The sequence below is a fragment of the Luteipulveratus halotolerans genome, assembly GCF_001247745.1.
In the GTDB taxonomy this organism is placed as follows: Bacteria; Actinomycetota; Actinomycetes; order Actinomycetales; family Dermatophilaceae; genus Luteipulveratus; species Luteipulveratus halotolerans.
Window position 1 is genome coordinate 269,099 of sequence record NZ_LAIR01000002.1, and the last position, 16,792, is coordinate 285,890.

Below are 16,792 nucleotides of genomic sequence, written 5' to 3' on the forward strand. Positions count from 1 at the left end.
ATGGCAAGGGGTGGGACCCGCCAAGTCTGGCAGGCCCCACCCCGAGCGGCTAGTGCTTGGTCCTTCAGCCCTTCATGCGGCGACGGGCGACGACGCCCGCACCGATGACGCCACCGAGGGTGGCCAGGCCGCCGAGCGCGACGGCGGTGTTGGCGCCGCCCTCGTCGCCGACCATGTCGGTCTGGACGGGCGGGCCGCTGACCGTGCCGGTCGGAGCCGGGGTGGTCTCGGAGCCGGTGGGCTCACCCGTGGGCTCGTCCGTGGTCGGGTTGTCGGTGGGCTCGTCCGTGGTGGGCGAGTCGGTCGGCTCGTCCGTGGTCGGGCTGTCGGTGGGCTCGTCCGTGGTGGGCGAGTCGGTCGGGCTCTGCGACGAGGTGGGTGACTCGGTCGGGCCGGCGTCGCCGACCTGGATGGTGGCGATCGTGGTGTTCTGACCCGGCTTCAGCGCGCACTCGATCGGGAGGCCGAGGCCGCTGTCGGTCTTGAGGTCAGCGGTGAAGTCGCCGACCTTGACCTCGATCGTGCCGGGCTCGCTCGGAGCGGTCTCGGCGGCACCGGTGCCACTCGCGTTGGTCACGACCGGGCCGGTGGCGGGCACCGAGGTGGTCGGCACGGTGAGGTCCGCGGTGCGAGCGGTGCCGTCGACGGTGTACTTCGCGGCGCTGGTGCCGGACAGCGACTTCACGCTGAGGCTGCGCAGGGTGTCCGCAGCCGCGGTGGAGGTCGTGACCTTGGCCGTGACTGCCGGAGCCGGGATGGCCTCGCCGGGCTCGACCTTTGCGGGAACGTCGACGGTGACCTCGGCGGTCCACTCACCCTGCGGGATGACCGTGCCGAACACCGTGGCCTTGCAGTCGTACTTCACGGCCGTAGCTGCGTGGGCGTCGCCCGAGGACAGGCCCACCATGCTGACAGCGAGCGCGCCGGTGACGACGGCCGCGCCTCCCAGGCGGCGGATGGAACGGGCAGAGCTGTGCTGCGTCATGGTGCTCCTTGCTAGGGCGAAGGCAGACCCCCGTGTCTACCTACCTTTGAGTAAGTAGTTCAGAAGGTACGGCCATGTGACCCACGTCGCAACGGATTCGCAAGAACTGGTCAGGGAACAGTCAGGGCAGCCGCGCGCAGGCGCGAGCAACGGCGTTATCAAAACGTGACCGAAGTGACGCTGTGCTGTTCCGCGGAACGGGTGTTTCCTGCAGGAACGAGCGCCGGCGACGGAGCCGGTGGTCTTCCTGGGGAGGTAAGGCATGTCGTCACGCATGACTCGGGCAGCAGTTGTAGCCACCGCGCTGATCGTCAGCGGCGCAGCGACCGGGGTGGGCTCGCCCCCCCCATTTAGCCCACGCGGCAGGGACAGCGACGCCCGTCGCAACGGGCGCACGTCCGGGGGCGACACGAATCCCGTTCCAGCTCAGTGACCAGGTGAGCGCCTCGGTCGACGTGGGCTCCGGCAACTTGATGGTCTCGACGATCGACCGCACGGCGCCAAGCATCCAGGGTCTCCAGGCCTTCGGGCTGACCTACCAGTCCATGAGCCAGGGCACGTCATCGCAGCTCAAGTCCGGCGCCGCCGGGCAAGGCTGGTTCATGACCATGGGGCAGGACAACCGCCTGGTCAGCAACGACGACGGTTCCTTGCTCTATCTCGGAACCGATGCTCAGCAGGGCAAGTTCACGCCGATCAGCGGTAGCAGCGGCTATTCCGCACCGGCTGGCTTCAAGAAGTCGCTCGTGAAGAACTCCGACGGCACCTACTCCATGACCGACCTGCGTAGCCGGGTGGTGTCGAAGTTCGGCACCGACGGTCGGCTTGTCTCGCAGACCAACCGCAGCGGCCAGGCGACCACTTTCGCCTACTCCGGCGGCAACGTGTCGTCCGTGACCCTTCCGACCGGGCAGAAGCTGGCGGTGAGCTTCGCCAACGGGAAGATCAGCTCCATCACCCGACCGGCCAACGGTTCACTCGCCGCAGGCACGGTCACCTACTCGTATGACAGCTCCGGCCGTCTGAGCGCAATCAGCCGGCCGGCCGTGGGCGGTAGCCCGGCCAGCACGGTGGGGTTCGGCTACGACGGATCGGGCAATCTCGTGCTGGTCTCGACCGATGGGCACCTCCTGGCCATGGCGTACGACGGCAGCCATCGCGTGACCGCCGTGACTCATGGCACCACCAGCGACACGGCAAAGACCCGCTTCTCGTACGTTTCGAGTACGCAGACGCAGGTCGCCGCACCGACCACCGACCAGAACCAGGACTTCCCGTCGGTTCCGCACACGACATACACGATCAACAGCAGCCAGCGGGTCACCTCGGTCACGGATCCCCTTGGTCGCAAACGGGATACGAGCTACACGCCATTCTTCGACGTCGCGTCACAGACGAACGGGATGGGTGGCACCGCAACCGGCGCATACGGAGCCAACGGTGGTGCGTCCCTGACCAAGGCGACCAGTGCCTTCGGCGCCAGCCAGTCGTACACCTATGGGACAGGCAACAACGCATACGACCCCGCCTCGGGGACCGACGCGCAGGGCAACTCGTCCCTGTTCACGTACGACGGTTCGGGCCGACCGGCGTCAACGACATCCTCGGGTGCTAAGGCGGAGGTGAGCTACTACGACGACGGGCTACCGAAGACGTCTACCGACCCGGCCGGCCGACAAACGACCTACACCGAGGACCCGAGTGCGAAGTACATCACCAAGATCACACCGCCGAGTGGGTCCCCGATGGGCGCAACGACGATCAGCGGCAATCCGGCCACATCGGTCACGAACGGTGCTGGGCAGACGACGACGTACACGTACAACGACCGATACCGCGTGGACAAAGTCGCGACCGCTACCCAGTCGGTCAGCTACACCTATGACGCCTCCGGCCGGGTGACCTCGCGGACCGACAAGAACCAGAAGGTGACATACGGGTACGACGCCCGCGGCAACGTGAGTGAGATCGCCGCAACACCAGTGGCAGGTGGCAGCGCGCCGGCCGCGAGCACGGTGAGCTACACCTACGACAAGAGCGGCAACATTGCATCGCGTACGGTCGCTGGCTCGACAACGAAGTATGTCTACGACGACGCGAACCAACTTCTCGCCATGACGCTGGCAGACGGCTCGATCACCAGCTTCAAGTACAACAATGCCGGACAGCGCACCGACACCTACTGGCGCACCAACAGCGACAACTCGCAGTTCGCGGCGCACAGCAGGAGTGTTTTCGGCGCCGGTGGCAATCTCGCGCAGCAATGGACCTCGGTCAAAAGCGATGACAGTAACCGCTTGTACGACTACTCGTACTGCAACGCGAAGTACGCGGATGCTCCGACCTGCCCGTGGAACACCTCGTCCTCGCTCAACACCGGGAAGATTCAGTACATCAAGAACGGGAAGACGGGCGCGATCACGCAGCTCGGGTACGACAACCGGAACCGGTTGGTCTCGGCCTCGAACTGGGAAGGTCACAGCTACGCCTATACCTATGACTCGGTGGGAAACCGCACGTCGGTCAAGCGCGACGGAACGACTGTCCAAAGTCTGACCTACAACGCTGCGAACCAGATCTCCAGCAGCGGATATGACTACGACAAGGCCGGCCGTCGTACAGCGGCCGCGGGTCAGGGGTCCACTACCTGGAACGACCTCGGGCAGACGAGTGCGCGGACCAACGGCACCAGCTCAGGTACGTACTCGTATGCGGGAGAGGGCCAGGACGAGCTGATCCAGCAGAAGGACGCGGACACGACCAAGACCTACGTCTGGGGCCGCACCAACCAGGCCGGTGTGCCGACGATGGAGCACTCGACCTACAACGGGGTCGCCACGGTCATCGACAACGACAGTGCTGGGATGCCGCTCAACTACAAGGACGGCGGGCAGAACCTGTTCGTCATGTTCGACGGGCTCGGACGGATGGTGGGCACCGTCGGTGAAGACGGGGCGCAGACCAGCAAGTACACCTATGACCCATTCCTGGAGCTCACCGATATCACTTATCCGGCAGGCACGGCAGCGAGCAAGGAGGCTGCGGGCAAGGCCACTGAGCTGAACGCGTCCGGTGCGGGGCAGGTGCCGTGGTCGACCACTGGCGTCCAGGACGAGGTGGTCAAGGGGTATTGGAAGCGCGGCACCCGCTGGCACGACACGGCCACGGGAACGTGGACGTCCGTCGATCCCATCACGAAACTCAACGACCCGAACCGGGCGAACCCGTACACCTACACCAGCGACGATCCCATTAACCGGTTCGACCCCGCTGGCCGTGATGACGGTATCGAAGGTTGGTTTGAGACCGTTGGAAAGTTCGCCGGCGGCGGTGGCGGCGTGGGAGCCGCAGTCGGCTGCGCGGTCACGATCGCCGCCGGATGTGTCGAAGGGGCTGTACCGGGCGGGGCGATCGGCACAGCTGGCGGTGGGGCATTCGGCATTGGGTACGCAACAGCTGAAGCGATCTGGGGAGATGACTGATTTGAGATCGCCCCAGGCGAAGGCCTCCCTCGCCTTCCTGGTGGTTGGCGTGGTTCTCGGCGTTGTGTTGAGCGCCTTGGACATATCGGGGGCTCTGTTGATTGCCGCTTTCGCTGCATACGTGCTAGTCGGTGTCGCGGTAGTCATAAGGACCCTGCACCGCAGTTGATGGAGACCTCACACGACGGATCTCGCCCGTGTCGGACTGAAGCGCTGATGGGGCGAGGTCCGTCGTGCGTGTCCCTCTGCGCGTGCCGGCGAGTGACGTCGCATGGTGAATGTGACGGCGCGTAGGTCGGGCGGTGGATACGCAGTGAGGGACGCGAGCGATCGAAGGAGACCCGCGAATCTCGTCTGGTCGGCACTCCATGCACTGCCGGACAGACAGCCTTTGCACTGCGGGTCGACCATGAAGCGCGTACGTGACTGGGCGCGCCGACACCCTTCCGTGCGCAGCGTGATCCTGACCATGGCGGTCTGGACCGTGGGTTCGCTCGTTGCTGGAGCGATCTTCCGTGACCGCGGCTTCTGGTCCGCGCTGGCGTACGGGTTGCTCGGCGGCGCGGCGTGCGGGCTGTTCATGGGCGTGGGGCTGACGGACCGGCAGGATGACTGAGCGGCCGCGCTTGCCTACGACGCTGGTATGGCGCTACGCGGTGTTCTTGTTCTTCGGCGTCGTCGCGTTCGCGGCCATGCTGGTGGTCGCGCTGCGTGGGAGCGGTGCCGCGAACCGCTGGGCCGGTGCGATCGGATGCCTGTTCGTCGTCGTCCTGATCTGGGTGACACACCGTCGGTTGAAGACCAAGGGCTGGGAGGGCATGCCGACTTCGAGGGCCGGCGGCTGGTGGATGCTGGGGGTCGGCATGCTCACTCTGACGATGCAGTTCGGCTACTACTTCGCTGACAACCACCCGTCGTCGGCCATGACCATTGCAGGAGCCGGCTGGACGATCGGCGGCGTGGTCATGCTGATCGAGCAAACCCACGCGACCCGGCAGCGCGACCACGCCGACCGATGAAGGCCGCACGCATCGGTACGAACCTCGTCTGGTCGGCACTCCATGCACTGCCGACCAGACGAGATTCGTGTGAGGGACCTACTTGTCGATGTCGCCGACGACGAAGAACATCGAGCCGAGGATCGCGACCATGTCGGCGAGCAGGCAGCCTTCGAGCAGCTCGCTCAGCACGGCCACGTTGTTGAACGACGCCGACCGCAGCTTCAGTCGCCACGGCGTCTTCTCACCGCGGGACACCAGGTAGTAGCCGTTGAATCCGAGCGGGTTCTCGGTCGCGACGTAGTCCGATCCCTCCGGCACCTTGAGCACCTTCGGCAGCCGTACGTTGACCGGCCCGCGCTCCAGCCCCCGCAGCCGCTGGATGCAGTAGTCCGCCATGTCGAGGCTGACGTGCACCTGCTCCAGCAGCACCTCCAGCCGGGCCTGGCAGTCGCCGGCGGTCCGGGTCACGACCCGTCCGGGCCCGTCGGGACCGAACAGCTCGGCGTACGACAGGTAGGGCTGGTCGCGACGCAGGTCGACGTCGAGCCCGGACGCTCGCGCGATCGGACCGGAGACGCCGTACGACGACACGGTCGCGAGGTCGAGAACGCCGACCCCGCGCGTGCGGGCGTGCAAGATCTCGTTGCCGACGATGAGCGACTCGAGGTCGGGCAGGCGCCGGCGTACCTCCGCGATCGTCGACTCGACCCGGCCGAGCCAGCCCGAGGGCAGGTCGTCGCGCAGGCCGCCGACGCGGTTGAACATGTAGTGCATGCGGCCGCCGGAGATCTCCTCCATAACGGCCTGGAGGTCCTCGCGCTCGCGGAACGCGTAGAAGATCGGCGTGATCGCGCCGAGCTCGAGTGGGTAGGAGCCGAGGAACATCAGGTGGTTGAGCACCCGGTTGAGCTCGGTCATCAGCGTGCGGGTCCAGGTGGCGCGCTCGGGCACGTCCATGCCGAGCATCCGCTCGACTGCGAGCACCAGGCCGATCTCGTTGCTGAACGCCGACAGCCAGTCGTGCCGGTTGGCCAGCACGAGGATCTGGCGGTAGTCGCGCACCTCGAACAGCTTTTCGGCGCCGCGGTGCATGTAGCCGACGATCGGCTCGGCCTTGACGATGCGCTCGCCGTCGAGCGTGATGCGCAGGCGGAGCACGCCGTGGGTGGCTGGGTGCTGCGGGCCGATGTTGAGCACCATGTCGGCGGTGGCCAGGCCACCTGCGCCGACGCCGACGGTGAGCTCGCGGGGTGCCTCGGACATGCGCGCCAGTCTGCCAGCCGAGCGGCCGTCGTACGCCGACCGCCCGCGTACGCGTCGGAGGTCGCTGCGATGCTGGTCGGACCCGAAGACAGGAGCCGACGATGGCGACCGTCACCCGTACGTTCACGACAGACAGCCCAGCCGCACCACTGCTGGACTACCTCGCCGACTTCGCCCACGCGACCGACTGGGATCCCGGCACGGTGCGGTGCGAACCCACCACTGAGCCACCCGTGCGCGTCGGTTCGCAGTGGCACAACACCAGCAGGCTCCTGGGATGGACCACTGAGCTCGACTACACCCTCGAGGTGTGGGACGCCGAGCGTGTCGTGCTCCGTGGTCGCAACGCGTCGGCCGAGTCGTCCGACGACATCAGCGTGCGTGACCTCGGCGACGGGCGCAGCGAGGTCACCTATCGCGCGAGCGTGCAGATGAAGAAGGCCGCGTGGCTGGCCGACCCGGTGATGCGGCTGGTGTTCGAGCGCCTTGCCGCCAAGACGGTGGAGGGCATCCAGCGGGCGGCGGCCTCTCTGGACTGATCCGGCTGATCGGACGACACCGCCGCCCGGCGCGCGCAGACGGTCAGGCGTGGCGGTAGCGGACCGCTGCCGCAACCACCTGAGCGGCCGTCGCGAGCGAGTCGGGGACCGGGATGGTGCCCTCGACCTGGCCGGCCGCCGCGCCGCCGATGTAGACCGGGTCGACCCCGCCTTCTGCGAGGGCTGCAGCGGCGGCGCCGGCCACGGCGATGTCGCGCGCTGAGGTCGCCGCGATGACCGCGGACTGTGGCTTCCACACGTCGACCACCCGCGTCCAGCTCTGCAGCGGGACGTCGGCCCCGACGTAGAGCACCTCGGCCCCCGCTCGCTGCAGCAGGAGTGCGAACGCCAGGGCCGGCAGCTCGTGCCGCGAGTCGGCCGGCATCCCGACGACAACACGCGGACCGCGGGCCGGGGTCGCCTCGAACAGCGCCGAGAGCTTGCGCATGACCGCTGAGCTGATGAAGTGCTCGGAGGCGACGTCGAGCTCGCCCCGCTCCCAGGCAGCCCCGACCTCGCGCATGCTCGGCATCAGCCACAGGTCGACGACGGTCTCGGTCTCGGCCATCGCGAACGCCTCGTCGAGGATGCGTCGTAGTGCGGGGGCGTCGAACGCTGCCCCGGCCCGCGCGATGGCGGCGGTGTCCTGCAGGCCGACCAGGCCGCCGACCGGGGCGGACGGGCGGTCGGGCTCATCGGTCGCACCGCCGAGCGTCATCGCCGCCGCCCGGCGGGCTGGGACGCCGGAGTCCACCAGCAGCCGCATCCGGCGTACGAGCTCGATGTCGTGGTCGTTGTAGCGCCGGTACGCCGAGTCGGACCGCCCTGGGGCGACCAGGCCGTAACGGGACTCCCAGGCGCGCAGCGTCACCGCCTTGACGCCGGTGAGGGCAGCGGCCTCGCCGATCGAGTAGTCCGTCCGCATCGCCTCACCTTATACAGATCGGTGGGCTTGTGCGCCTTCTGTGCAGGGATTGACCCGGCGGGAAACTCTACAGAAGTCTCGACAGAAACATCTTCTTGTGAAAGATTGGGGACTCCTTCCCCGACGCGTGCAGAAAGGACGGCCGGTGCTCACCATGTCTGCGTCGCACGATCAGCGGCCGCTCGACCCTGCCGGCGACGGCAGCCCGCGTGATCCGGTCGCGGACATCACTGCAGCCGTGCAGCGCTGTGCTCGCGGCGACCGCGCGGCGATCGCCGAGCTGTACGACAGGACCTGCGGCCTCGTCTACGGCCTGGCTCGGGCGGGTACGAGCACCGATGCCGGCGCAGCACAGGTCACGACCCGCATCTATGCGCGTGTCTGGCGCGACAGCGTCGGCTTCCGACGCGAGCGCACCTGTGCGCTCGCCTGGCTGCTGCGCATCACGTCGGAGGAGATCGCCCGTTGCGTAGACCCGACCGAAGGAGCCCCCAGATGACCACCCCGAGCGCCGCTCCAGAGGCGTTGTCCCGGCTGAGCCTGCGGGACCTGATCATCCAGCTGCGCGACCTCGAGGACCAGCTGATGCGCGCGGTGCCGCTGCCTGATCCGACTGACCACGAGCAGCACCGTGTGCTGCTGCAACGACGCGAGATGATGATCGTGCGCGAGCTGCGGCGCCGACGTACGTCGTCCCCTCTGTAGTCCGCGGCCGTGCACGACAGACGCCAGCACAGCGAGAGGAGTGAGCCGCGATGACAGACCGCACAGGACACGCCCTGGTGACTGGTGCGACCGGCTACATCGGTGGACGCCTGGTGCCCCGCCTGTTCGACGCCGGGTGGACGGTTCGGGTGCTCACCCGGCACGCGTCGGGGCTCGACGAGATGGACTGGGCCGATGACGTCGAGGTGGTCGAGGGTGACGCGAGCTCGGCGTACGACCTCGACACTGCGATGCGTGATGTCGACGTGGCCTTCTACCTGATCCACTCGATGGACGGCGCGGGCGACTTCGCGCAGCGTGACCGCGAGCTCGCGCGCACGTTCGCCGAGGCGGCTGACCGCGCCCGTGTGGGTCGCATCGTCTACCTCAGCGGTCTGCACCCTGACGGCGAGGAGCTCTCGCCCCACCTGGCCTCGCGCGTCGAGGTCGGCCAGGTCTTCCTCCACGCCGAGACGCCCGCCGCGGTCCTGCAGGCGGCGGTCATACTCGGCGACGGCTCGGCGTCGTTCGACATGCTGCGCCACCTCACCCACCGGCTGCCGGCGATGGTCGCGCCGCGGTGGCTGCACAACCGGATCCAGCCGATCGCGATCAGGGACGTGCTGCATCTCCTTGTCGGGGCCGCGTCGCTGCCGAAGGAGGTCAACCGCACCTTCGACATCGGCGGCCCGGACGTCCTCACCTACGAGGAGATGATGCAGCGCTTTGCCCGGCTCACCGGGCTGCGGCGCCGGCTGGTGGTGACCGTCCCGGTGCTCACCCCACAGCTCGCAGGTCACTGGGTCGGCCTGGTCACGCCGGTGCCGTCCGGGCTCGCCAAACCGCTCGTGCAGTCACTGGTCCACGAGGTGGTCTGCCAGGAGGACGACCTGGCACGGCTCGCACCGCCGCCGGACCCGCCCCTGGGGTTCGACGACGCCGTGCGCTCGGCCGTACGACGCCTCGACCGCGACACCGGGCCCCGCAACCTCGCCACGACCGTCGCCGCCACCGCCGTGTGCGCAGCCGCCGGCACGTTGGGCGCCGACCCGACCAGTCGGTGGTACCGCTCCCTCGACCTGCCCGCCTGGCAGCCGCCCGCCCTCGCGTTCCCGGTCGTGTGGACGACGTTGTACGCCGACATCGCGGGCGCCTCCGCGGTCACCCTGACCCGGCTGGAGCGCGAGGGCCGCACCCGCGAGGCGACGGCGTACCGGCGCGCACTCGCGGCCGACCTCGTCCTCAACGCGGCCTGGCCCGCGCTGTTCTTCCGCTCGCGCCGGCCCGTGGCGGCGGCTGTCGGAGCGGGGCTGCTGACCCTGTCCAGCGCCGATCTCGCACGCCGGGCAGGCGCGGTCTCTGGCCGGTCGCGCGCCGGGCTGGGCCTGTACGCCGCCTGGTGCGCCTTCGCGACCGCGCTGTCCACCGAGATCGCCCGCCGCAACCGATGACCGACGAGCAGACGGAGATTCCGATGACCGACCCCCTCGAGCACGGCCTGACCATCACGATCAACCAGCCCTGGGCCGACCAGGTCGGCCCGGCCGGTGTCGACGCCTACGTCCGCGCGCTGGTCGACCTCGCAGAGGGGTACGACGGCGAGCCCGCGGGCGAGGTCGAGCAGCGGCTGCGCGACCGGCTCGACACCGACGGTGTGCGCCTGGCCGACCCGTCGTACTCCCGCGTGGCCGAGCAGATCGCGGTCGCGGGCAACGACCTGTGCGTCGTCGGCCCGGACGGCGCTGTGCTGCACGGTCGGCTGCCGCATCCCCGACCCCACCACTCCACCGCCGATCCCGAGCACCCGGATCGCCCGCGCTTCTCCTGAGCCTGTCCGCCCGCCCGCGCTCGCTGCGTCGAGCGCGGGCGAGAACGTACGCTGCCTGCCGTGACAGGGGACATGACCGATCAGGCGGTGGAGCACGCCCGCCACCTCAACGACCTGGGCCGGCCGGCCGACGCGCTGCGGGTGCTGACGCCCGCACTGTCGAGCTCTGCGGCGACCGAGGACGCGCTGATCGAGGCCGCGCGGGCGCAGGGAGCGCTCGGACAGGACCACGACGCCGTACAGACCCTGCAGCGCGCGCAGGCGTCGCACCCGTCGTCGGTCGTCCTCGCGGTCAGCCTCGCCGAGCGGCTGCACCACATGAACGACCTCGGCGGCGCGCTCTACCACGCACAGGGTGCGCTGTCGCTGGCCCCGCAGAGCTGGGTGGTGCACGCGGTCGCCGCCAACGTGATGTCCGACTGCGGGATGCGCGACGAGTCCGAGCACCATGCGCGCACCGCCCTCGCGATGGCGCCGGACGAGTCGCTCAGCCACCACGCGATGGCCAACGCGCTCGCGCCGCCGACGGTCAGGATGTACGACCGGGCGCGGCTGCGTGAGGCCGAGCACCACCTGCGTGAGGCGCTGCGCATCGACCCCTCCGACGACGTCGCGATGAACAACCTCGCGCGCGTGCAGTCCAAGCGCGGCGGCGGTGTCCGCGCGGCCGGCACGCTGTCGCGAGCGACGGCGGCCAACCCGATGGAGCCGATGTTCCAGGCCAACATGGACGCGCTGCTCGGGATGCTGACCGCGCGAGCCCACCTGGTGCTGTTCGTGGCGTTCCTGGTGCTGCGCAACGTCGGCATCGAGGACGGCCGGTTGTCATGGCCGATCCTCGTGGTGCTCGCGATGATCTCGCTGGGCTTGTTCGCCTGGGTGGGTGTTCAGCTCGTACGCGAGGTGCCGCCGGCCATGCTGCGCCCGTTCCTCGTCGGGTTCGCCCGCCGCCAGAAGCTCGCCGCGGCGTGGGCCGGGCTGCTCGTGGTCGCGACGACGTTCTTCGTGGCGGCCGCGTGCGTGGGCGGTGACGCCTCGACGGCGCTCATCGCCGTTGCCGGAGTCGCGCTGCTCGCCGGCGCCGTCCTGTCCTGGATCTCGTTCTTCGTCAACCGCCGAAAGGCTTGAGCCGCAATGACATTCACCGATCCGCTGGTGCAGTCGCTGACCCGTGCCGTCGAGGCCGCACCCGCTGACGTACCCCTGCGCCTCCACCTCGCCGAGGTGCTCATCCAGCGCGGCGCTCCGGGCGAGGCCGTCGCGCACTGCGCGGTCGCACTGCAGCACGAGCCGGCCAGCGAGCACGCGCAGGCGCTGATGCGCCAGGCACTCGGCGGCAGTACGCCGGCAGCCCCTGAGCCGCCGCACGACCCGGTGGCCGGACCGACCGGCGTACGCGCGCCGTTGCCGCAGCAGCCGACGTCACCCGCGCAGCCTCCCGAGTTCGACTGGGAGCAGGCAGAGTCGCAGGTCCAGGACGTCGCGCCCGCCAAGCGCTACGCCGACGGTGACGACGACGCCCCGCCCGTCGACGCCTGGGACGTCGAGCGCTCCGACGTCACGCTCGACGACGTCGGCGGCATGGACGAGGTCAAGGCTCGGCTGCGGGCGGCGTTCCTCGAACCCCTGCGCAATCCCGAGCTGCGCAGGCTCTACGGCAAGAGCCTGCGCGGCGGCATGCTGCTCTACGGCCCGCCCGGGTGCGGCAAGACGTTCCTCGGCCGCGCGGTGGCGGGTGAGCTCGGCGCGCAGTTCGTCAACATCGGGCTGGCCGACGTGCTCGACATGTACATCGGCCGCTCCGAGCGCAACATCCAGGACGTGTTCCGGCTGGCCCGCGCACACGCCCCGGTCGTCGTGTTCATCGACGAGGTCGACGCGCTCGGCCAGAAGCGCAGCGCGCACGGCAGCTCGGCGATGCGGACGACGGTCAACCAGCTGCTCACCGAGCTCGACGGTGTCGAGTCGTCCAACGAGGGCGTCTTCGTCATCGGCGCCACCAACCAGCCGTGGGACATCGACCCCGCGCTGCGCCGCCCCGGTCGGCTCGACCGCACGCTGCTGGTCGTGCCACCGGACGAGTCGGCGCGGGCGTCGATCTTCCGCTACCACCTCCGCGCGCGGCCGGTCGAGGGCATCGACCTGGGCGAGCTCGCCCGGCGTACACCCGACTTCTCCGGCGCCGACATCCAGCACGTGTGCGAGACCGCGTCCGAGAAGGCGCTCATGGCGAGCGTGCAGTCGGGTTCGCCGCGCATGATCCAGATGGGCGACCTCGCGGCGGCCATCGGTGAGATCCGCCCGTCGACGCGCGCGTGGTTCGAGTCGGCGCGCAACGTCGTCCAGTTCGCCAACCAGGACGGCACGTACGACGAGCTGCGGGCGTACATGAAGAAGCACCGCCTCTGACGCCGCCCTACTCGACCAGCGGTGAGTCCTCGGACGCCTTGACCAGCAGCACGCCCGCGACGATGAGTACGCCGCCCGCGAGCTGCACCGGCAACGGCAGCTCTCCGAGCAACCACCACGCGAACAGCACCGCGAACAGCACCTCGGACAGCGCGACGAACGACGCGAGCCGCGAACCGAGCATGCGCGCCGAGACGACACCGGTGACGTACGCGAAAGCCGCTGCTATCACAGCGATTCCGAGCAGCGGGATCACGAAGCTGACCTCGTGCCCGGCGAACGGCACGTCGTCGGTCGAGGCCCTGAACGGCAGCAGTCCGAGCGCCCCGACCGCGACGAGGGGCAGCACACCGGCGGCCATGCCTGCGCCCGCGAGGGCCAGCGGCGACAGGCTGTCCTCGTGGGTGTGCGAGGCGACGACGAAGTACGCGGCCGAGCAGAACGCCGCCGCCAGGCCGCACGCCACGCCGACCGTGTCGAGCTGGACGTCACCGAACACGTTGAGCACGAGCGCGAGCCCGGCGATCGCCGTGGCAGCGCCCGCGAGGGTGAGCCGACTCGGCGCGCGGCGGGTCAGCAGCCAGGTGTAGCCGACGAGCAGCACGGGGGAGAGGTACTCCAGCAGGAGCGCGACGCCGACCGACAGGTGCTCGACGGCGACGAAGTAGAACAGCTGGCAACCTGCGACGCCGGTCATGCCGTACAGCAGCACGATCCCGAGGTTCTTGCGCAGCAGGTGCCAGCGACCCCGGAGCTCGAGGTACGTCGGCACGGCGAGCACGAGCGCGGCGATGCCGATGCGTGCGGTGACGGCGGCGGCCGGTGTCCAGCCGCCCTCGAACAGCGCCTTCCCGAACGGGCCGGACGTGCCGAACGCGGCGGCCGACACGAGGGCGAGCGCGAACGCCAGCCGGGTCGGTGGCGTACGACGGACCGGAGCCTGCTCGACCACGGGCTGGATCTCGGTCACCGCACACCTCCTCGAGCCCCCGTAAGGGGCCAAACGCAACTATGCTCATGACGGTACGAGCGCCCGATGTCAGGAGTCAACATGCAGTTCGCCCATGACACGGAGATGGCTCTGGCCAGTGCCGCAGCGCTGGTCAACACCCAGGCCAACGGGCCTCGCAGCGTCGAGGAGCTGCCCGACGTCGCCGCGCTCGACGCGTTCATCGACGAGTGGGGCTGGACCGGGGCGCGTACTCACGACGAGCTCGAGCTCGCTCATGTGCGTGCGCTGCGCCCGCGGCTGCGTGAGGTCTGGTCGCGCGACAAGGACGGTGTCGTCGAGGTCGTCAACGACCTGCTCGCCCGCTCGCACGCCCTGCCCCAGCTGGTCAAGCACGACGGCTGGGACTACCACCTGCACGCGACGACGTCCGATGCACCGCTCGCGACCCGGATGGCCGTCGAGGCGGCGATGGCACTCGCCGACGTCGTCCGCTCCGACGAGCTCGAACGCCTGCGCGTGTGCGCCGCGGACGACTGCGAGGACCTGCTCGTCGACCTGTCCAAGAACCGCTCCCGCCGTTACTGCGACGCCGGCTGCGGCAACCGGGTCAACGTCGCCGCCTACCGGGCCCGCCGCTCCGCCGACGGCTGAGCCCGGTCGACGGCGCGGCACTGCGGGTGCCGACCGTTCAGTAGGTTGGCCCGCGTGAACACCCAGCCGGTCGACCCTCGTGCTTCGTGTTCGCTCGCGACGACTCCGGTGGCGGCACCCCCGGGGTCTCCGGCGCGGCCCGTACGCCGACCGCCGCCTCCGCGTCGACATCACCCGGCGCTCCCACGGCGAGCGCGTCCGGGGCGCCCACCACCACCGCCGGGGCGCCCACCACCGCCGGGGCGAACGACCGCTGGCAGGGCGAGCGCGACGCGCTCGGCACCTACCTCGTCCCGCCGCGCTCGGAGGGCTGGAGCCTGTCCACCGGTGGCGAGACGATGGCCTACGCCGACGAGAAGGGCACGGTGCTCGCCAAGGCCCAGCGCCCGGCGTACTACCAGGCGGGCTACTGCTCCACGGGCGCGGGCGTCGCACGCGCCTGGGCCGGATTTTCGCCGACTCCCGACGGTGTGGTCGAGTCCTCCAAGGCCGTCGCGACGGCGTGGGCGGGCGCGATCGGCCATCACGCCGACGGGCGGATCGACCCGCACTCGCCGGTGATCAGTCGCACGATCGACACGCACACGCCGGGTGTGTCGGCCACCAGCAGCCGGACGGTCGTCACGCTCCTGGAGCGCGACACGGCAGGCTGCCTGCCGCCGCGCGTCGAGATCACCACGGTCACCGCGCGTACGGCCCAGGACGCGACGACGCTCGTCCTGGTCCGAGACCTCGACGTGGCGGGGCAGCTGTCCGACGACCTGCGGGACCGAATCCTGGCCTCGGTGCGTCCCAGCTCAGCGTGAAACCAACGACAGGGATCTGATGAACGACGAAGCCAACCAGCGTCCCGAGGAAGGCGGCACGACCGGCCACCCCCTCCCCGGTGCACGCCGAGCGCCCGGCGGTGCGCGGCGCCTGCCCGGCCCGACCGAGCCGCACGGCCACACGTCTGCGACCCCGCACCAGGGGCAGCGGCTGCCGCACCCCCCGCCTCAGCAGCCGCCGTACGCCGGTCCGCCGCAGCCTCCGCAGGGACCGCCGCAGTCCGACTCGTCCGGGCCGTCGACGTACGGCCACCAGTTCGGCGGCCGGTCCTTCGGTGAGTCGTGGCGTGAGGAGGAGTTCGGCCACGGTCAGGACCGCTACTACGGCCCCGAGGTGCCGGGTCCGGCCCAGGGATCGCCCGTCCAGTACGGCGCGCCACCGTCGGGTCCGAGCGGTACGCCGAAGCGCGGTGGCCGGCGTACGGCACTGATCGCTGCGGGTGCCGTGGCTGCGGTCGCCGTGCTCGGTGGCGGCGGCTACGCCCTGTCGCAGGGCCTCGGTGACGACCGGGCCGGCCAGCAGACGAGCCCGACCTCCAGCGCACCGGCGACGCCGACCTCGCAGCCGAGCACGGCGAGCCCGGCCACGTCGTCGGGTTCGAGCTCCGGTGGTGGCCTCGGTGGCGGTGACGGTACGCCGCCGCTCGTGCCCGGCTGGCGGGTCAAGAAGGACACGGACAAGCAAGGCAACACCACCGCCGTCGACTTCCCCCTGACGGATTGGCAGCTCAAGGAAGGCCAGCAGCTCGGCTACGGCGACAACGACGGCAAGCCCGTGATCACAGCCCACGAGGCGTCGACCTACCGACGGGGCTACTGCCCGAAGGACCCGTCCGACTATCTCGCGTTCGCGGCCTTCCAGACCTCGGGGGACCGCGACCCGGCCGACATCGCACCCGACGTCATCGTCACCTGGGCCGACGCGGCGGCGCTCAAGAAGGATGGTTCCCACGAGAAGTTCGGTCCGCCGGTGAGCAAGCAGGTGGCGATCAACGGCGGTAGGACGCAAGCGATCCGATCGCGGATCACCGTCCCCAACACCGACTCGGCGGATCCGAAGGAGTGCAGCGCGCCCAAGCGCGAGATCGTCGCTCAGTCGTTCACCAACGGCAACGCGACCGCCACGGTCATCGTCGTGCGCGAGCTGGGCGTCCCGAATGCCCTCGACGACAAGACCCTCGACCAGATCCTCGCGTCCGCGCGACCGGTCTCCTGACGGGCGCGA

Annotated in this window: 17 protein-coding genes; 13 read left to right on the plus strand and 4 right to left on the minus strand. The window is 69.7% G+C overall.

Annotated features, from left to right (window positions below; all coding sequences use genetic code 11):
* Window positions 1-64: 64 nt before the first annotated feature.
* Complete coding sequence (locus VV01_RS01735) at window positions 65-985, minus strand: DUF6801 domain-containing protein (protein ID WP_050668380.1); 921 nt, start codon at window positions 983-985, stop codon at window positions 65-67.
* 437 nt (window positions 986-1,422) lie between these two features.
* Here VV01_RS01735 and VV01_RS01740 point away from each other — a divergent pair, with 437 nt between their 5' ends.
* From VV01_RS01740 to VV01_RS01745, 3 genes are all read left to right on the plus strand, one after another.
* Entirely contained in the window at window positions 1,423-4,467 is a 3,045-nt protein-coding gene (locus tag VV01_RS01740; RefSeq protein ID WP_050668381.1) for an RHS repeat-associated core domain-containing protein, read from the plus strand.
* Window positions 4,468-4,924: 457 nt separating this feature from the next.
* Window positions 4,925-5,083 carry a hypothetical protein gene (locus tag VV01_RS23155; RefSeq protein WP_157508700.1) on the plus strand — a complete coding sequence of 53 codons (159 nt, stop codon included), beginning with the start codon at window positions 4,925-4,927 and terminating at the stop codon, window positions 5,081-5,083.
* Entirely contained in the window at window positions 5,076-5,486 is a 411-nt protein-coding gene (locus tag VV01_RS01745; RefSeq protein WP_157508701.1) for a hypothetical protein, read from the plus strand. Before VV01_RS23155 ends, VV01_RS01745 begins: the two co-directional genes overlap by 8 nt.
* 78 nt (window positions 5,487-5,564) lie before the next feature.
* On the opposite strand, the gene VV01_RS01750 is transcribed toward VV01_RS01745, so the two are convergent.
* Window positions 5,565-6,731: an NADH-quinone oxidoreductase subunit D gene (locus tag VV01_RS01750; RefSeq protein ID WP_050668383.1), complete on the minus strand. Its 1,167-nt coding sequence runs from the start codon at window positions 6,729-6,731 to the stop codon at window positions 5,565-5,567.
* Between the two features lie 101 nt (window positions 6,732-6,832).
* On the opposite strand from VV01_RS01750, the gene VV01_RS01755 reads away from it, so the two are divergent.
* The gene (locus tag VV01_RS01755) at window positions 6,833-7,270 is read left to right on the plus strand and encodes an SRPBCC family protein (RefSeq protein ID WP_050668384.1); all 438 of its coding nucleotides are present in this window, start codon (window positions 6,833-6,835) and stop codon (window positions 7,268-7,270) included.
* A 43-nt stretch (window positions 7,271-7,313) separates the two neighbouring features.
* On the opposite strand, the gene VV01_RS01760 is transcribed toward VV01_RS01755, so the two are convergent.
* A complete protein-coding gene (locus VV01_RS01760) occupies window positions 7,314-8,195 on the minus strand; it encodes a MerR family transcriptional regulator (protein WP_050668385.1) in 882 nt (293 codons plus the stop codon).
* Between the two features lie 154 nt (window positions 8,196-8,349).
* On the opposite strand from VV01_RS01760, the gene VV01_RS01765 reads away from it, so the two are divergent.
* From VV01_RS01765 to VV01_RS01790, 6 genes are read left to right on the plus strand one after another with little or no spacing between them, the layout of a single operon-like run.
* Window positions 8,350-8,694, plus strand: a complete 345-nt coding sequence (locus tag VV01_RS01765; RefSeq protein WP_157508702.1) for a sigma-70 family RNA polymerase sigma factor — start codon at window positions 8,350-8,352, stop codon at window positions 8,692-8,694.
* Window positions 8,691-8,900 (plus strand): hypothetical protein, encoded by a 210-nt coding sequence (locus VV01_RS01770; protein ID WP_050668387.1) that lies wholly within the window; start codon window positions 8,691-8,693, stop codon window positions 8,898-8,900. Before VV01_RS01765 ends, VV01_RS01770 begins: the two co-directional genes overlap by 4 nt.
* Window positions 8,901-8,950: 50 nt before the next feature.
* On the plus strand, window positions 8,951-10,351 hold the full coding sequence (locus VV01_RS01775; RefSeq protein ID WP_050668388.1) for a tryptophan-rich sensory protein: 1,401 nt from the start codon (window positions 8,951-8,953) through the stop codon (window positions 10,349-10,351).
* A 23-nt stretch (window positions 10,352-10,374) separates the two neighbouring features.
* On the plus strand, window positions 10,375-10,728 hold the full coding sequence (locus VV01_RS01780) for a hypothetical protein (RefSeq protein WP_157508703.1): 354 nt from the start codon (window positions 10,375-10,377) through the stop codon (window positions 10,726-10,728).
* A 60-nt stretch (window positions 10,729-10,788) separates the two neighbouring features.
* Window positions 10,789-11,856 carry a tetratricopeptide repeat protein gene (locus VV01_RS01785; protein ID WP_157508704.1) on the plus strand — a complete coding sequence of 356 codons (1,068 nt, stop codon included), beginning with the start codon at window positions 10,789-10,791 and terminating at the stop codon, window positions 11,854-11,856.
* Between the two features lie 6 nt (window positions 11,857-11,862).
* On the plus strand, window positions 11,863-13,137 hold the full coding sequence (locus tag VV01_RS01790) for an AAA family ATPase (RefSeq protein WP_050668391.1): 1,275 nt from the start codon (window positions 11,863-11,865) through the stop codon (window positions 13,135-13,137).
* Window positions 13,138-13,144: 7 nt separating this feature from the next.
* Here VV01_RS01790 and VV01_RS01795 read toward each other — a convergent pair whose 3' ends face one another.
* Window positions 13,145-14,107, minus strand: coding sequence for an EamA family transporter (locus VV01_RS01795; RefSeq protein ID WP_071606255.1), 963 nt, complete (start codon window positions 14,105-14,107; stop codon window positions 13,145-13,147).
* A gap of 81 nt (window positions 14,108-14,188) precedes the next feature.
* Here VV01_RS01795 and VV01_RS01800 point away from each other — a divergent pair, with 81 nt between their 5' ends.
* The 3 genes from VV01_RS01800 (at window position 14,189) to VV01_RS01810 (ending at window position 16,783) form a co-directional block, all read left to right on the plus strand.
* Complete coding sequence (locus VV01_RS01800) at window positions 14,189-14,740, plus strand: CGNR zinc finger domain-containing protein (RefSeq protein ID WP_050671657.1); 552 nt, start codon at window positions 14,189-14,191, stop codon at window positions 14,738-14,740.
* An 86-nt stretch (window positions 14,741-14,826) separates the two neighbouring features.
* Window positions 14,827-15,546 (plus strand): hypothetical protein, encoded by a 720-nt coding sequence (locus VV01_RS01805; RefSeq protein WP_050668392.1) that lies wholly within the window; start codon window positions 14,827-14,829, stop codon window positions 15,544-15,546.
* A gap of 19 nt (window positions 15,547-15,565) precedes the next feature.
* Complete coding sequence (locus tag VV01_RS01810; protein ID WP_050668393.1) at window positions 15,566-16,783, plus strand: hypothetical protein; 1,218 nt, start codon at window positions 15,566-15,568, stop codon at window positions 16,781-16,783.
* The last annotated feature ends 9 nt before the right edge of the window (window positions 16,784-16,792 follow it).